This is a genomic window from Profundibacter sp. (assembly GCF_965277155.1).
Classification (GTDB): Bacteria; Pseudomonadota; Alphaproteobacteria; order Rhodobacterales; family Rhodobacteraceae; genus Profundibacter.
In genome coordinates this window covers 846,865-861,749 of sequence record NZ_CBDIBV010000010.1, presented here as the reverse complement: position 1 = coordinate 861,749, position 14,885 = coordinate 846,865, and the positions used below count along the sequence as shown (strand labels likewise).

Below are 14,885 nucleotides of genomic sequence, written 5' to 3'. Positions count from 1 at the left end.
CCTTATCCTCTGCTGTCCCGGCGCGTGCGCCAGATTTGATATGTTACGATCATTGTCCAAAAGAACGCGGCCAGTGCGGCCAGATCAAACAGGAAGGCAAATTTCGGGTCCAGCCCGACCTGCCCGCCAATCCACTGAGCCCCCATCCACAGCACCACGACAACCGCGATAACCACGGCCACCATACGCGACTTGCGCGCCAGCGCTTGTTCCTGATCGGGGCTCAATGTCATTTCCTAACTCTCTCGTTTACTTCTTGTTCTTGGCGTAGACACCGCCCTTTTCCACTTTCTTGGAAAATTCGGTCTTTCCGCCCTTGGCAAGAACTTTGGCCTGCTTCACCCATTCATCCCGCGAAACACGGCCTTTGAAACCCTCAAGGTTATCGTCAACCCACTGGACTTCTTTTGCGCGCCAGCCGGCAACCTGATCAAAATGGAACACACCCATGGTGTTCAGCATTTTCTCCATTTTCGGGCCAACACCCTTGATCTGCTTCAGATCATCCGCCCCACCGGCGCGGGGTTTTTTCAGCAATTCGGGCTTGCCGTCTTTTGCAACGGGTTTGCGGGCCACTTTGGTTGTGGTTTTTGTTGCCCGCTTTTTGGCTTCCGGTTTTGCAGCTGCTTTCGGTTTCGCTGCGGCTTTGGGCTTGGTTGCGGCTTTGGGCTTGGTTGCCGCCTTGGCTTTGGCTTTCGGCGCTGTCGGCGCTTTGGCGGCTGGTTTGGCCTCGGGTACATCGCCTACCTGGGCCGCATCCGCTTTGGAAACGCTATCCTCGGAGGCCGTTTTTGCCACTGCGACGGGTTTTGCCGCGGCTACAGGCCTAGGTTCTTCCGGTGCCCTTTCTGGAATGCCGTATGGCATGGCCATATCGCCGGGGTTGATGTTTTCGACTTCGGCAACGGCAACCGGATCAGCAGCAATTTCATGGACTTCCGGTTCAGGATGACGGGTTTCGGTTACCCCGCGGCAGAACAAGCGCTGCAGCAGGAAACCAAACAGCCCCAATACAATCAAAGCCGCAATGACGGACGCAACGACGCCATATTCATATCTACCGGACATGATCAGATAGGTTGCGAATCCCAACAACGCCCCCACGATCCAGCTCATCACCGGACAGGTAAACAGACCGCCTTCTTTTTCTTCACTCATATCATTCATCCCTTTTTTATCCCTGTTGCAAAAATACGCACAGAACCGCAGGCGATGCTGCCACGCGGGCGCTCGCTTCTTGTTGCTATGTTCTGTTTGTCACTCATATCGGTAGAACCTGTTTATTCCGGTGTTATCAGTAAACACCGCCCTTTTTGACTTTCTTCGAAAACTCGGTGGTGCCGCCCTTGGCCAGAACCTTGGCCTGCTTGACCCATTCATCCCGCGAAACGCGGCCCTTGAAACCTTCAAGGTTGTCGTCAACCCATTGCACTTCTTTCGCACGCCAGCTTGCGACCTGGTCAAAATGGAACACGCCCATGGTGTTCAGCATTTTTTCCAGCTTCGGACCAACGCCCTTGATCTGTTTCAGATCATCCGCACCACCGGCACGCGCCTTTTTCAGCAACTCGGGCTTGCCATCCGCTGCCACCGGCTTGCGGGCGACTTTGGTCGTGGTTTTGGTGCCGCGTGGCTTGGTCGCCGGTTTTGCGGCGGGTTTGGCCTTTGGCTTTGCTGCCGCTTTAGGTTTAGCTGCGGGTTTCGCAGCCGCCTTGCCGGATTTCCCCAGCCACGGTGTCAGCAACGGCACTTCAGTGCCGTCGATCCGCTTGACCGTATCGCCAATATCCACAGCCCGTTGTACAGAGGCGTTATACTGTGTCTTGCCGCTGTCATATTCTGTCAATGACGTCAGCCCGCCCAGCGGTTCTGCGGCATAGCGCCCATTCTGCGGGCCGGGCACGGGCACTTTGCCCTTGGCCAGCTCGTCCAGAATTTCGGCAAAACGTTCGCCGGTCAGATCCTCATAGTAATCCTTACCGATTTGCGCCATCGGCGCGTTGGTGCAAGCACCCAGACATTCGACCTCTTCCCAGCTGAATTTGCCGTCTGCCGACAGTTCATGCGGGTTGGGGGCGATTTTCTCGCGACAAATACCGATCAGATCCTCGGCACCGCAAATCATACAGGACGTGGTGCCGCAAACCTGAATATGCGCGACCGAGCCAACCGGCTGTAGCTGGAACATAAAATAGAACGATGCCACTTCGTAGGCACGGATATGCGCCATGCCCAGCATATCGGCGACATGCTCCATTGCGGGGCGTGTCAGCCAGCCTTCCTGTTCCTGCGCGCGCCACAGCAGCGCAATGATGGCGCTGGCCTGGCGGCCTTCGGGATATTTGGTGATCTGCGCCTCGGCCCATGCCTGATTGGCAGGGGTAAAAGCAAAATCATCCGGTTGCGTATGGTGCAGGCGTCGCAGCATTACGGGCATCCCTCGTTTATCAGTTTCAGGCTGTCGCTTTCCCGGATCACTTCTCCGGTCTCTTTCAGCTCAAGCACAATCGCGGTCAGTTTTTCAACTATCGCCGCCTCTTTTTCCGAATTTACGTAACATCCGGCAGAAATCATTGCGGCGATAAATTGTTCTTTCTGTTTTTGCGTAACATGACTTTCGTCAGCCGGCGCGCAACCGGCTGTGAAAACCAAGCCACACAGGGCAACGGCCTTTGTCACAAAGGATATGTTGCCGGTCTGGATCATTTGCTGACGTCCGCAAAAGGAACGCATGTCACCACGGGTTGGTTCGCGGCCATCGCGGCATCATCTTTACCCGCCACAGCAGCGAAATATTCATCCGACAGATCAAAGTGGCAAAACTCGATATCGCTTTCGCCTTCGATCATCACGATATTCTGTGTGACGTTCACATAGGCTTCGGAATTGTCGATAAAGTTATACAGTTCCGCCGTGTCGTTGATTTCGGCAGCCGTATCAACCACGTTGAATTCAGTGATCGAGGCGCAAACGACTTCGGGCTGGTTTGCCTCGATCCCGGCGGCGTCCCCTGCCCCGTAAGCGGCAAAGAATTCAGGTGTCAGGCCGAAACGGCAGGCTTTGATATCGTCCTCGCCTTCAATCATCACCACATTGTCGCGCACATTGAAATACCCGTCCGAATTGTCAATCAGACGGTACAGCCCTTTGCTGGGGCTTTGCACATTCTGCGCCATCACGGGCATTGCAACCAAAGCGGCCGCAACAACGGTTGTCAGTTTTATAAATTTATTCATCTGTCAATTTCTCCAAATACAACGTCCATACTACCGATAATCGCCGCAACATCGGCCAACTGATGGCCACTGGCGACAAAATCCATTGCTTGTAGGTGCAAATACCCCGGCGCACGGATTTTCGCGCGATAAGGTTTGTTGCTGCCATCTGACACAAGAAATACACCAAATTCCCCTTTGGGGGCCTCGATCGCGGCGTAAACCTCGCCTGCGGGAACGTGGAAACCCTCGGTATACAGTTTAAAGTGATGGATCAGCGCTTCCATGCTGGTTTTCATCTCGCCGCGTTTTGGCGGGGTCAGCTTGCCACGCGCCAGCACATCACCCGGCTCGTTGCGCAGTTTTTCACAGGCTTGGCGGATAATCTTGATGCTTTCGCGCATTTCCTGCATCCGGCACAGATAGCGGTCATAGCAATCACCGTTCGTGCCCACCGGAATATCGAATTCGAATTCATCATAGCATTCATAAGGCTGCGCACGGCGCAAATCCCATGCAAGGCCGGAACCACGCACCATCACACCGGAAAAACTCCAGTCCAGAATGTCCTGCTCGTTCACAACGCCGATATCCACGTTGCGCTGCTTGAACACACGGTTTTCGGTCAGCAACCCGTCCAGATCTTCCATGAACTGCGGGAATTCATTCACCGCCCAATCGTCGATATCCTCGATCAGTTGCGGCGGCAGGTCCTGATGCACACCACCGGGACGGAAATAGTTGGCGTGCAGGCGCGCACCACAGGCGCGTTCATAGAACACCATCAGGATTTCGCGCTGTTCAAACCCCCAGACCGGTGGCGTCAGCGCACCAACGTCCATCGCTTGTGTGGTCACGTTCAGCAGGTGGTTCAGAATACGGCCGATTTCCGAATACAACACGCGGATCAACTGCGCACGACGCGGAACCTCGACACCCGTCAGCTTTTCAATCGCCAGACACCAGGCATGTTCCTGATTCATCGGCGCAACGTAATCCAGTCGGTCGAAATAGGGCAGCGACAGCAGATAGGTGCGGCTCTCCATCAGCTTCTCGGTGCCGCGGTGCAGCAGGCCGATATGCGGGTCAGCGCGTTCTACAATCTCGCCGTCCAGTTCCAGAACCATCCGCAACACACCGTGGGCCGCAGGGTGCTGCGGGCCAAAGTTGATGTTGAAATTGCGGATCTTCTGTTCACCCTGACGGGCATCAACCGATCCGTCGTCAAATTTGGAGCCGTCCATAATCCTAGACCCTCGCCATATTGTCCTGCCAGCGGGCAGGAAGTGTCTGAAAGCGCTTTTCAACCGCATGGTATTGCGGCGCAAGCAGTTTTTGCAGGCCGGAGCGTCGCGCAGCATCCAGCTTGATCGGCACACCTTGGTGTATTCTTTTGTCCAATGCGGCCTTGTGATTGCTTAGCCCCAAAAAGGCGCACAGCTCGCGGATGCTGTCATCCGTAAACAGGTTTTCGTAGAACATCACCTTGCGGCGCCCCTCGGGCACGGCTGTTTCCAGCGCCGACAACCCGTGGGCGTAATCCGAACGCTCGAACGCGGGGCTGGATTTGCCATCCAGAATCCGGTCCACCTCGGCCAGCGCAAGGGCGCGCATCGCCTTGGGGTCTTTGGATTTGCGCCAGGCGTTCATACGGATATTCGACCACAGCCGATCCAGCGGATCACGCAGCAGATAGACAAACCGCGTATTGGCCACCACACCGGCCATCTGTTTCAAACGCGCAACCGGCATCATCGAATATTCCGGTGTAATGTCCGCTGTCAGCTTGGCACCATTGGCTTCATTCATCATATAGGCCGCATAGGCTGCTGGATCATCGCGGTGCTCGCGCAGAACCTTCAACCAGTGGCGCGTCTTGTTCAGACGCTTCTGGATCATCGGTTTGCGATCTTCGGGGGCTGTTTCCAGACTGTCCTTTAGATCCGCAATCAACTCGCGCACCTTTTTGATCTGGCCCTCGAAATGGTCATTTTCCAGCATATAGAAATAGCGCAGCTCCTTATACGGCGGCATGGCGCACTCGGGGTGCCCCTCTAGGTAGTTGAACAGCCAGCTGGTGCCGGCCTTCACTGCCCCTATACCGTACATAAGAACCGCCTCGCCCATCATCAGGGAACCTCTGTAAATTCCCGTTTTCGCCTTCTTCGCGGCGGGGTGGACGGTTTTTCGCCTGTCCCGCCTGATTGCTTCGGATCATAAACCCATTTTCACCGGTTTCAAGCCGGTTTTGGGTATTTCAGGCACACCTCACCCCATGAACCCTTATCCCGGCGCCGCCAGGCCGCATTCGAACTGGACGAAGCGCTTCATGTTGTAGACCAGGTTCATCATCCCGATGCGAAATCGCGCCCGCTTCAGGCCGATGGAGCGGATCAGCTTGCCGCCCATGGAGCGCTCCTGAAAAGCGAATACATGCTCGACCCGGACCCGCACTTTCGAGCGCCTCCGGTTGGCCTTTTGCTGGCGCTCGCCAAGCGGCTTGCCGCGCCTGCCCTTGTGATGGATATGGCTGTGAAGCCCCCGCTCTTCCAGCTCGCTTTCGATCTTTTGCGAGCGATAGGCGCTGTCGGCCCACAGGTCCGATGAGGTGTTGCTCGCATCAATCAGACCGGCAAGCGCCTGGCTGTCATGCACGGCGGCATCGGTGACATCATAAGCGCGGATGAATTTGTGCCGCCGGTCGACATTGATGTGGTTCTTGTAGCCGTAATAGCTCTTGCCGTGCTTCTTCGTCCAGCGCGCATCCACGTCCTTCTGGCGCTTCTTGTGGGGTTTTTCCTCCCACTCTTCAGGCGTTTCGCCCGCCTTGATTTTCTCGTTCTCGTCCCTTTTGTTGTGCTGGCGCGGCGCCGGAACGATGCTCGCATCAACAATCTGCCCGCCCATCGCCAGATAGCCCTTTTCGCGCAGAAAGGCATCGAACTTGTCAAACAGCTCCTTCATCTTCCCGGCCCCGGCCAGCCTTTCACGGTAGGCCCAGATGGTCTTGGCGTCAGGTACGCTGTCTTCAATGCCAAGGCCGAGAAACCGCATGAACGACAGGCGGTCGCGGATCTGATACTCGATCTGATCGTCAGAGAGGTTGTAGAGCTGCTGCAAAACCATCGTCTTGAATATCAGCACCTCATCCCAAGGCGGGCGGCCAGCGTTGGATTTGCGCTGTTCGGGCGGCGTGCGCCATATGGCCTTCAGCTCGTCCCGGTAATCCTCGAACGGCACCATGTCGTTGAGCAACACCAGCGGATCACCAGATTTGTCCAGTCCCGCGTATCGGCTGGAAAGATCAAAAAATCCCATCTGACCCATGACAAAACCCCGTCGGTCGAATCATTTTCATCCTGATGACGATTCTACCCCGTCAGGCCGGATTTTGGGGGATTTTTAGAGGTTCCCTAATACATAACTCAAATTTCGACACCAAGTTGGCGCTTTTCGACAACCAATTTGTCGCTTTTCCGAGTGTACTTTATTCAGATTGCTAAAGGTGCAGCAGTGCCATGCCCCATAACGGATCAAACTAACGAAATGAAAAATTTGGGTTGTGTCTCGAAAGTGGTGGAAATTGATTTCAGGCACCTCCGAGCGGGTTGAGTTATGCGCCGGTCAGGCGGCTTGGTCAAGGGTTGCGTCGGCGACGGGCTGAGCGAGCGTTTCCCAGCCATCGACCTTTCGCATGACGATCTGCCCCGAGGCCATCAGAGCCCAAAGCAGCATCGGCACGGTCTCGGCGCATGGCAGCACGGTCTGGGTCTTGATGCGGCGGCGGAATTCCTCGTTCAGGCGTTCGATCGCATTTGTCGTTCTGGCCGATTTCCACTGGCCTTGTGGCAGACGCGTGAAGGTGAAAAGCTTATCTCCTGCTTCTTCCAAGCTGTCAGCGACGGCCTTGCATTTCAGCCGCCATTTTCGCAGAAATGCCTTGCGGCGGGTGGCGATTTCCTCGGGTGTTTTGGCGTAGATCATGTCGCGGTAATCTTCTGTCAACTCATCATGCATACGCTTGGGTGCCTTGGCCAGAAGGTTGCGGTGCTTGTGCACCGTGCACCTCTGGATCGGCAGATCTTCACCCCAGAGGGCAATGAGAGCGACCTCAAGTCCCGGTGCCCCGTCCACGATGACAAATTCGGGCCGTTTCAACCCGCGCGCATCCAGATCGTTGATGAACTGACGCCAGGCGGAGGTGCTTTCGCCGCCCATGTTCATCAGTGATAACAAGACCTTCTGCCCATCCCGGCGCACGCCAATCGCGGCCAGAACCGAGATATTGGTGGCCTTCCTGTCAATCCGCGTTTTGATCACGGTGCCGTCCAGGATCAGCCGCACGATGTCTTCATCCGCAAGGCTGCGGGCGCACCACGCCTGCCAGTCCACCTTCACCTTGCGCCAGGCGCGGCTCACCACATCCTTGCTGACCGCCCCCTGAAACAGGCCGAACAGGGCGCGTTTTACCCGCCGTGTGTTGGTGCCCGAAAGGTAGACAGCAGCGATCAGCGCCTCGGCCTTCTTCGTCAGCCGCTGGTAGCGGGGCAATGCCTTCGAGCGCCATTCTCTGGCCTTGCCGGCCTCGCCTGTGATCCGCGCACGCGGCACGCGCACCGTTTCGGTTCCAAATGTTCCGACCAGTTGCCGCTCGCGATGCCCGTGGCGGTATCCGGCCTTTGCCCCGCCGCTGCGGCCATACCGGCAACGGCCCAGAAACTGCTCCAGCTCCTCTTCGAAAACCGCCTCGATCGTCGCGCGGATGTTCTGGCGCAGCCGGTCTTCAATCGGGTCATAGCCTGCTTCATTGGCCAGTAGCGCGGATGTCGATGTTGCTGTATTCTTTGTCATGGCGTGATCTCCTTGGCGGTTCCAGCCGCCGGTTGGGTGGCTTCGATGCACCCGGAGATTACGCCGTCCTCGAATTTCCACCAAACTCGCGACACTACCCCAGTGCCCGCTGCACCGGCAGTACCGAACCGCTGTTTGAAAACCTTTTATACACCTAATGGCGCCATCCGTGCTTACGGTGCCCATTGTGTCGCCAAATATGCACCCCGCCTAAGTCTGCCGCAGCAGTGCAAGCGCCGGATCAATACCGACTATGGCCGTCGGAATGTTTACGGTCCCTATTGCCTGCGTGACAACGGCTACCGCGTGGCTGTGCAGTAATCCCGAAACTATCGGGTAAAAGGTGCGGTTTTGTTGCGTCCTCGCACCTTTGGGGCGGGAGAGCCGGAAAAAAGGCTCCCCGCCCTTTTCTCTTGCATGAATGGTGGTTCTGGGTTTTCTGGGCATATGACAAAACCAGCCCCGGATTTCACCATTGAACAAACCGCCATTGATGCCGGCCACACCCTGATTGCCGGCGTTGACGAAGTCGGCCGCGGGCCCCTTTGCGGTCCTGTCACCGCCGCCGCTGTTATTCTGGATCCGCAGAACATCCCCGCCGGTCTGAACGATTCCAAAAAGCTGACCGCCAAACGCCGCGAGGCGCTGTATGATCTGCTGCTGGAATGCGCCACCGTATCGGTTGCCCACGCCACAGTTGCCGAGATTGACGAGCTGAACATCCTGCGCGCCTCGCATCTGGCAATGGAACGCGCGGTGGCCGGATTGCCCAAAACCCCCGACCACGTTTTGATTGATGGCAACCTGATCCCCAAGGGTTTGACCCTTTCCGCGCAGGCGGTCATCAAAGGCGATGGCAAATCTGTGTCGATTGCCGCCGCTTCGATCATGGCCAAAACAGTGCGCGATCGCATCATGGTGGATTTGGCGCAACAGTATCCCGGCTATGGCTGGGAAAAGAACGCCGGATATCCCACAGCTGTGCATTTGGAGTCACTACAAAAACTTGGGGTGACCCCACACCATAGACGTTCGTTCAAACCCGTATACAAGATGTTGTAGCAAGAGAATTTTCTAACCTCTTGATTCAAAAAAGAAATTGACGGCGAATCGCCAATGACTCATCCTAGGCCTCAACAACAAGCGCAAAAATGCGCAACCGTAGAGGCAGAAAATGACAACGAAAACCAAGACAAAAGCGGCTTCCAAGCTGCCGCTGAACCAAATCCTTGATGGCGATTGCATCGACGTAATGAACAGCCTGCCTGCGGGTTCGGTTGATCTGATTTTCGCGGATCCCCCTTATAACCTGCAACTGCGCGGTGACCTGCACCGCCCCGATAATTCCAAGGTGGATGCGGTTGACGATGCGTGGGACCAGTTTTCGTCCTTTGCTGCCTATGACAAGTTCACGCAGGACTGGCTAAAGGCCGCACGCCGGTTGCTGAAACCGAACGGGGCGATTTGGGTGATCGGCTCTTACCACAACATTTTCCGCGTTGGGGCTGCGTTGCAAAATCAGGGGTTCTGGGTGCTGAACGATGTTGTTTGGCGCAAAACCAACCCGATGCCGAATTTCCGTGGCAAACGCCTGACCAACGCCCACGAAACACTGATTTGGGCCTCGAAAGAAGAGGCCAGCAAATACACCTTCAACTATGATGCCCTGAAGGCGTTGAACGAAGGCATCCAGATGCGTTCCGACTGGGTTCTGCCGATTTGCACGGGCCACGAACGCCTGAAGAACGAGGATGGCGACAAGGCCCATCCAACCCAAAAACCCGAGAGCCTGCTGCACCGGATTCTGGTGGCCACCACCAACCCCGGCGATGTGGTTCTGGACCCGTTCTTTGGCACTGGCACCACGGGTGCTGTGGCCAAGAAACTGGGCCGCGAATATATCGGTATTGAACGCGAAGAGGCCTATCGCAAGGTTGCCGCCAAACGCCTGTCGAAAATCCGCAAGTTCGACAAAGAAAGCCTGCAAGTCACCCCCGCCAAACGTTCCGAACCCCGTGTGCCATTCGGTCAGCTGGTAGAACGCGGCATGTTGAACCCGGGGGACGAGCTTTACTCGATGAACAACCGCCACAAGGTCCGCGTGCGGGCCGACGGTTCGCTGATTGGCGACGATGTGAAGGGGTCCATCCATCAGGTCGGCGCCCATCTGGAAGGCGCGCCCAGCTGCAACGGCTGGACCTACTGGTGCTTCAAGCGCGATGGCAAAAAGGTCCCGATCGACCTGCTGCGTCAGCAAATCCGCGCTGAAATGGCCGAACGACCGAACTGATCTGTTTCAAACGAATACCGCCGGTGCCTGTGGCCTGACTACAGAGCACTAACTTGCCCCGCCGTGCCCTCGGCGGGGTTTTTTGTTGTGCGAGGCCGTAATTTGCGGAACACTCTACCGGACAACAAGGGGGAAATCTTATGACCTATGTGATGGCAATCGACCAAGGCACCACATCATCGCGCACGATATTGTTTGATGGCGATCTAAAGGTTGCGGTCACAGCGCAGCAGGAATTCACCCAGCATTTCCCGCAATCGGGCTGGGTGGAACATGACCCCGAAGACCTGTGGCAAACCGTGGTTCAGACCGCCCGCGACGCGATGGATCAGGCCGGCGCAACAGCCGGTGACATTGCCGCCGTCGGTATCACCAACCAGCGTGAAACCACCATCGTCTGGGACCGGAAAACCGGCACCCCCATTCACAATGCCATTGTCTGGCAGGACCGACGCACGGCGCCAATTTGCGAGGCGCTAAAGGCAGCGGGGCACGAGGCAGAAATCACCCGTAAAACCGGCCTGCTGCTGGACCCGTATTTTTCCGGCACCAAGGTAAAGTGGCTGCTGGATAACGTCGAAGGGGCCCGCGCCAGGGCAGAGGCGGGCGATTTGCTGTTCGGCACGGTCGATTGCTATCTGATCTGGCGCCTGACCGGCGGTGCGGTTCATGCGACCGATGCCACCAATGCGGCGCGAACCCTTTTGTATAATATCCGTGAGGGTCACTGGGACAAGGAAATCTGCACCCTTCTGGACATTCCTATGTCTTTGCTGCCCGAGGTGCGCGATTGCGACGGGGATTTTGGCGAAACCACTGCTGATCTGTTCGGCACTCCGATCCCCATTCGAGGGGTTGCGGGGGATCAGCAGGCCGCAACTGTGGGGCAGGCGTGTTTTGCGCCCGGGATGATGAAATCCACCTATGGCACCGGATGTTTTGCCCTGTTGAACACGGGCCAGACACTGGTCAGCAGCCAAAACCGGTTGCTGGGCACCATTGCCTATCAGTTTGACGGGGTTACCACCTATGCGCTGGAAGGCTCGATCTTTATTGCCGGTGCGGCGGTGCAATGGCTGCGTGACGGGCTGGGGATCATCCAGCAGGCCAGCGAAACACAGGCACTGGCGCAGGCAGCGGACGATGGGCAGAATGTGGTTCTGGTGCCCGCCTTTACCGGTCTTGGCGCACCTTACTGGGATGCCGAATGTCGCGGGGCGGTGTTCGGCTTGACCCGTGGTTCCGGTCCGGCAGAACTGGCCCGCGCGGCACTGGAAAGTGTTGGCTATCAGACCCGCGATTTGCTGGAAGCGATGCAGGCCGACTGGCAGGGCGCAGGTGGCGAAGCCATATTGCGGGTGGATGGCGGCATGAGCGCCAGTGACTGGACCATGCAGTTTTTGTCCGACATTCTGGACGCACGGGTGGACCGCCCGACGGTGTTGGAAACCACGGCGCTGGGGGTGGCGTGGATTGCCGGAATGAAGGCGGGCGTTTACCCCAAGCAGGACGAATTTGCCCGCAGTTGGGTGTTGGAAAAACGCTTTCAACCGGCAATGGGTGATGATGTGCGCGATGCAAAATACGGTGCGTGGAAGAGGGCGGTTAAAGGGGCGATGGGTTATTAATTGGCAACACTAACGGCTGATTTTGGTCGCGACCTTGTTTGCACCCATGCGGCACTCTACATCCTACCTTATGAAACGCTGGATCCCCTTTATAAAATCTGACCCCGTTGTCGCCGTAATTCGCCTGTCCGGTATGATAGCCGCAGGCGGGCGCGGGTCGCTAAATGATGAAACATTAGCCCCCGTGATTGAAAAGGCTTTCAAGCGCGGCAAACCCAAGGCCGTGGCCCTGCTGATTAATTCGCCCGGTGGCTCACCCGTGCAATCGTCATTGATCGCGGCGCGCATCCGACGACTGGCCGAGGAAAAGAAAATTCCCGTGGTGGCCTTTGTCGAGGATATTGCCGCATCCGGTGGCTATTGGCTGGCCAGTGCGGCGGACGAGATTCTTGCGGATGAAAGCTCGATCATCGGATCAATCGGCGTTATTTCCATGGGGTTCGGCCTGAACGAATTTATCAACCGCCACGGGGTTGAACGCCGCGTTTATACCGCCGGTAAATCCAAATCCATGCTGGACCCGTTCCAGCCGGAAAAACCGGCGGATGTGAAACGTCTGAAGGTGATGCTGGAACAAATCCATGTGAATTTCAAAACCCAGATCACCACACGGCGGGCCGGAAAACTGCCCGAGGACAAGGATCTGTTCACCGGCGAAATCTGGGTCGGGCGCGCGGCGCAGGATGTCGGGTTGATTGATGGCATCGGGCATCTGGTGCCGGTGATGAAAGAACGCTATGGCAAGAAGGTGCGTTTTGCCCGTTACGGGGTAAAGCGGTCGATCTTGCAACGGTTTGGCGCGCGCATTGTGGGTGATGCGCTGGACGGAATAGAGGAACGTGCGCATTTCGCGCGGTTTGGGCTTTAGAATATGGTTAAAGTTGTCAGCCTGTTTTTGATCGGGATGCTGGTTCTGGCGATGTTCGGTCGCCTGCGTTTCCCCGGGCAGGCCAAGCTGGAAAGCCGCAAATGCCCCAAATGCGGGCGTTACCGGATTGGCAGCGGGCCTTGTGTCTGTAAGCGAAAGAACAAGGGTTAAAAATGGATTGGGTATATGCCGGTCTTGGGCTGGTTATTTTGTTGCTTGCGGGGGATGCGCTGGTCAAAGGGGCGGTGAACCTGAGTTTGCGGCTGGGTGTGCCCGCGCTGATTGTCAGCCTGACGATCGTGGCCTTTGGCACCTCGGCCCCGGAATTGCTGATTGCGATACAGGCGATCCATGATGGCGCGCCGGGTCTGGCGCTGGGCAATGTGGTGGGGTCAAATACCGCCAATGTATTGCTGGTGCTGGGTCTGCCGGCACTGATTGCCACCTTCCATACCTCGGAATGCGACACGCGCAAGAATTACCTGTTCATGATATTCGCAACCCTGCTGTTTGTTGCCATGTGCTTCCTTGGGCCGATTACATGGATCCACGGGGTGGTCCTGTTGGCCGCCTTAGGGTTTGTGCTGTCGGATTCATTTCTCGAGGCGCGTTCACATCGCCGCGAAAGCAAAATTGCATGTGCGTCCGAGGATGATCTGGAAGACATCGAAGGCGTTGATCCGGATATGCCGTGGTGGCAAATCGGGGTGTTCATGGTGCTGGGCCTGATTGGCCTGCCGCTGGGGGCCAATCTGTTGGTCGAAGGGGCGGTGAACATCGCCACCTATTACGGGGTTAGTGAAACGGTGATCGGGCTGACGCTGGTGGCGGTGGGCACATCGCTGCCCGAACTGGCAACAACCGTTATGGCGGCCATTCGCAATCAGGCCGATGTGGCGCTGGGCAATGTCATCGGATCGAACATGTTCAACCTGTTGGCGATCATCGGTATCGCCAGTTTTGTTGGCGATATTCCGGTTGCAGATGGCATTCTGCGGTTTGATCTGTGGGTGATGCTGGCCTCATCGGCGCTGTTGATCCCGTTTGTATTTCTCAAACAGAATATCACCAAAGGCTGGGGCGTGGTTTTATCTGCGGCTTATGCAGCCTATATTGTTGTCATCTTGGTTTAACCTGGAGGCGATATGACAAAACGCGCATTGGTAACGGGGGCAGGCATCCGGCTGGGGCGTGCAATGGCGCTCTATCTGGCGGGGCGCGGCTATGACGTTGCGGTGCATTATGCCAGTTCCAAAAAAGACGCAAACGAAGTTGTGGCACAGATACAGGCCATGGGCCAACAGGCCGTTGCCCTGCAAGCCGATCTGCTGAATGAAGCCGAGGTTCAGGCGTTGACCGGCCGTGCCGTCGATGGTTTGGGCGGAGCAATTAATTGTCTGGTTAATAACGCCTCGATTTTTGAATATGACACGCTGCAAACGGCCAGCCGCGAAAGCTGGGACCGGCATATCGGATCAAACCTGAGGGCGCCATTTGTGCTGACCCAGTGTTTCGCCGCACAGGCCCCCAAGGCAACGCGGGATGAAAATGGTGAACCGTTATCACCCGCGCTGGTGGTGAATATGCTGGATCAGCGGGTGCGTAAACTGACTCCCGAATTCATGACCTACACGATTGCCAAGATGGGCCTGTGGGCCTTTACCCAAACCGCCGCACAGGCGCTGGCCCCCGATATTCGCGTCAATGCGATTGGTCCGGGGCCAACATTGCGCGGCGCGCGGCAGTCCGAGGACCACTTTAGCAACCAGCGCGCCAATGTGCCGCTGGGGCGTGGTGCGCATCCGGAAGATGTGACAGCGGCGCTTGGCTATTTTCTGGATGCTCCGGCCGTAACGGGCCAGCTTTTGTGTGTGGATGGTGGGCAGAATCTGGCATGGAAAACCTCTGATGTGCTTGGGGTTGAGTGATCCTTTGGCCAAAGTTGTGCACTTTTGATCAATCGGTCACAATGCTGTTAGAATTTTCTTAATGAATTCAATAATTTGCCCTGTGGAAAGAAAAATATCATGCAA

The 14,885-nt window shown here is 56.6% G+C and carries 17 protein-coding genes; 7 read left to right on the top strand and 10 right to left on the bottom strand.

The window, feature by feature from the left end:
- Positions 1–2: 2 nt before the first annotated feature.
- From ACQY4M_RS12305 to ACQY4M_RS12260, 10 genes are all read right to left on the bottom strand, one after another.
- Positions 3–233 (bottom strand): DUF5337 domain-containing protein, encoded by a 231-nt coding sequence (locus tag ACQY4M_RS12305; protein WP_428544362.1) that lies wholly within the window; start codon positions 231–233, stop codon positions 3–5.
- 16 nt (positions 234–249) lie between these two features.
- Positions 250–1,158, bottom strand: a complete 909-nt coding sequence (locus ACQY4M_RS12300; protein WP_428544359.1) for a hypothetical protein — start codon at positions 1,156–1,158, stop codon at positions 250–252.
- A 136-nt stretch (positions 1,159–1,294) separates the two neighbouring features.
- Entirely contained in the window at positions 1,295–2,428 is a 1,134-nt protein-coding gene (locus tag ACQY4M_RS12295; protein WP_428544356.1) for an NADH-quinone oxidoreductase subunit E, read from the bottom strand.
- Positions 2,428–2,706: a hypothetical protein gene (locus ACQY4M_RS12290; RefSeq protein WP_428544353.1), complete on the bottom strand. Its 279-nt coding sequence runs from the start codon at positions 2,704–2,706 to the stop codon at positions 2,428–2,430. Before ACQY4M_RS12290 ends, ACQY4M_RS12295 begins: the two co-directional genes overlap by 1 nt.
- Entirely contained in the window at positions 2,703–3,236 is a 534-nt protein-coding gene (locus tag ACQY4M_RS12285) for a hypothetical protein (RefSeq protein WP_428544350.1), read from the bottom strand. Before ACQY4M_RS12285 ends, ACQY4M_RS12290 begins: the two co-directional genes overlap by 4 nt.
- The gene (locus ACQY4M_RS12280; protein WP_428544347.1) at positions 3,233–4,459 is read right to left on the bottom strand and encodes an NADH-quinone oxidoreductase subunit D; all 1,227 of its coding nucleotides are present in this window, start codon (positions 4,457–4,459) and stop codon (positions 3,233–3,235) included. Before ACQY4M_RS12280 ends, ACQY4M_RS12285 begins: the two co-directional genes overlap by 4 nt.
- Before the next feature lie 4 nt (positions 4,460–4,463).
- Positions 4,464–5,324 (bottom strand): sulfotransferase, encoded by an 861-nt coding sequence (locus ACQY4M_RS12275; protein WP_428544525.1) that lies wholly within the window; start codon positions 5,322–5,324, stop codon positions 4,464–4,466.
- Positions 5,236–5,433, bottom strand: coding sequence for a hypothetical protein (locus ACQY4M_RS12270; RefSeq protein ID WP_428544540.1), 198 nt, complete (start codon positions 5,431–5,433; stop codon positions 5,236–5,238). The genes ACQY4M_RS12275 and ACQY4M_RS12270 overlap by 89 nt, the downstream gene beginning before the upstream one ends.
- Before the next feature lie 65 nt (positions 5,434–5,498).
- Positions 5,499–6,542 (bottom strand): IS5 family transposase, encoded by a 1,044-nt coding sequence (locus ACQY4M_RS12265; protein WP_428539227.1) that lies wholly within the window; start codon positions 6,540–6,542, stop codon positions 5,499–5,501.
- A gap of 297 nt (positions 6,543–6,839) precedes the next feature.
- On the bottom strand, positions 6,840–8,066 hold the full coding sequence (locus ACQY4M_RS12260; protein ID WP_428539582.1) for an IS256 family transposase: 1,227 nt from the start codon (positions 8,064–8,066) through the stop codon (positions 6,840–6,842).
- 447 nt (positions 8,067–8,513) lie between these two features.
- On the opposite strand from ACQY4M_RS12260, the gene rnhB reads away from it, so the two are divergent.
- From rnhB to ACQY4M_RS12225, 7 genes are all read left to right on the top strand, one after another.
- Positions 8,514–9,128, top strand: coding sequence for a ribonuclease HII (gene rnhB, locus ACQY4M_RS12255; protein ID WP_428544344.1), 615 nt, complete (start codon positions 8,514–8,516; stop codon positions 9,126–9,128).
- A gap of 112 nt (positions 9,129–9,240) precedes the next feature.
- The gene (locus tag ACQY4M_RS12250; RefSeq protein ID WP_428544341.1) at positions 9,241–10,356 is read left to right on the top strand and encodes a site-specific DNA-methyltransferase; all 1,116 of its coding nucleotides are present in this window, start codon (positions 9,241–9,243) and stop codon (positions 10,354–10,356) included.
- A gap of 140 nt (positions 10,357–10,496) precedes the next feature.
- A complete protein-coding gene (gene glpK, locus ACQY4M_RS12245) occupies positions 10,497–11,984 on the top strand; it encodes a glycerol kinase GlpK (RefSeq protein ID WP_428544338.1) in 1,488 nt (495 codons plus the stop codon).
- A gap of 70 nt (positions 11,985–12,054) precedes the next feature.
- Positions 12,055–12,852 (top strand): S49 family peptidase, encoded by a 798-nt coding sequence (locus ACQY4M_RS12240; protein ID WP_428544335.1) that lies wholly within the window; start codon positions 12,055–12,057, stop codon positions 12,850–12,852.
- A gap of 3 nt (positions 12,853–12,855) precedes the next feature.
- Positions 12,856–13,023 carry a hypothetical protein gene (locus ACQY4M_RS12235; RefSeq protein ID WP_162891812.1) on the top strand — a complete coding sequence of 56 codons (168 nt, stop codon included), beginning with the start codon at positions 12,856–12,858 and terminating at the stop codon, positions 13,021–13,023.
- 2 nt (positions 13,024–13,025) lie between these two features.
- On the top strand, positions 13,026–13,985 hold the full coding sequence (locus ACQY4M_RS12230; RefSeq protein WP_428544331.1) for a calcium/sodium antiporter: 960 nt from the start codon (positions 13,026–13,028) through the stop codon (positions 13,983–13,985).
- Between the two features lie 12 nt (positions 13,986–13,997).
- A complete protein-coding gene (locus ACQY4M_RS12225; RefSeq protein WP_428544328.1) occupies positions 13,998–14,780 on the top strand; it encodes an SDR family oxidoreductase in 783 nt (260 codons plus the stop codon).
- Positions 14,781–14,885: the final 105 nt, after the last annotated feature.

Bases quoted from the DNA above. Each gene is read 5' to 3' on its own strand.
- ACQY4M_RS12305 (WP_428544362.1), bottom strand. From the start codon at position 233: ATGACATTGAGCCCCGATCAGGAACAAGCGCTGGCGCGCAAGTCGCGT.
- ACQY4M_RS12300 (WP_428544359.1), bottom strand. From the start codon at position 1,158: ATGAGTGAAGAAAAAGAAGGCGGTCTGTTTACCTGTCCGGTGATGAGC.
- ACQY4M_RS12295 (WP_428544356.1), bottom strand. From the start codon at position 2,428: ATGCTGCGACGCCTGCACCATACGCAACCGGATGATTTTGCTTTTACC.
- ACQY4M_RS12290 (WP_428544353.1), bottom strand. From the start codon at position 2,706: ATGATCCAGACCGGCAACATATCCTTTGTGACAAAGGCCGTTGCCCTG.
- ACQY4M_RS12285 (WP_428544350.1), bottom strand. From the start codon at position 3,236: ATGAATAAATTTATAAAACTGACAACCGTTGTTGCGGCCGCTTTGGTT.
- ACQY4M_RS12280 (WP_428544347.1), bottom strand. From the start codon at position 4,459: ATGGACGGCTCCAAATTTGACGACGGATCGGTTGATGCCCGTCAGGGT.
- ACQY4M_RS12275 (WP_428544525.1), bottom strand. From the start codon at position 5,324: ATGTACGGTATAGGGGCAGTGAAGGCCGGCACCAGCTGGCTGTTCAAC.
- ACQY4M_RS12270 (WP_428544540.1), bottom strand. From the start codon at position 5,433: ATGATCCGAAGCAATCAGGCGGGACAGGCGAAAAACCGTCCACCCCGC.
- ACQY4M_RS12265 (WP_428539227.1), bottom strand. From the start codon at position 6,542: ATGGGTCAGATGGGATTTTTTGATCTTTCCAGCCGATACGCGGGACTG.
- ACQY4M_RS12260 (WP_428539582.1), bottom strand. From the start codon at position 8,066: ATGACAAAGAATACAGCAACATCGACATCCGCGCTACTGGCCAATGAA.
- rnhB (WP_428544344.1), top strand. From the start codon at position 8,514: ATGACAAAACCAGCCCCGGATTTCACCATTGAACAAACCGCCATTGAT.
- ACQY4M_RS12250 (WP_428544341.1), top strand. From the start codon at position 9,241: ATGACAACGAAAACCAAGACAAAAGCGGCTTCCAAGCTGCCGCTGAAC.
- glpK (WP_428544338.1), top strand. From the start codon at position 10,497: ATGACCTATGTGATGGCAATCGACCAAGGCACCACATCATCGCGCACG.
- ACQY4M_RS12240 (WP_428544335.1), top strand. From the start codon at position 12,055: ATGAAACGCTGGATCCCCTTTATAAAATCTGACCCCGTTGTCGCCGTA.
- ACQY4M_RS12235 (WP_162891812.1), top strand. From the start codon at position 12,856: ATGGTTAAAGTTGTCAGCCTGTTTTTGATCGGGATGCTGGTTCTGGCG.
- ACQY4M_RS12230 (WP_428544331.1), top strand. From the start codon at position 13,026: ATGGATTGGGTATATGCCGGTCTTGGGCTGGTTATTTTGTTGCTTGCG.
- ACQY4M_RS12225 (WP_428544328.1), top strand. From the start codon at position 13,998: ATGACAAAACGCGCATTGGTAACGGGGGCAGGCATCCGGCTGGGGCGT.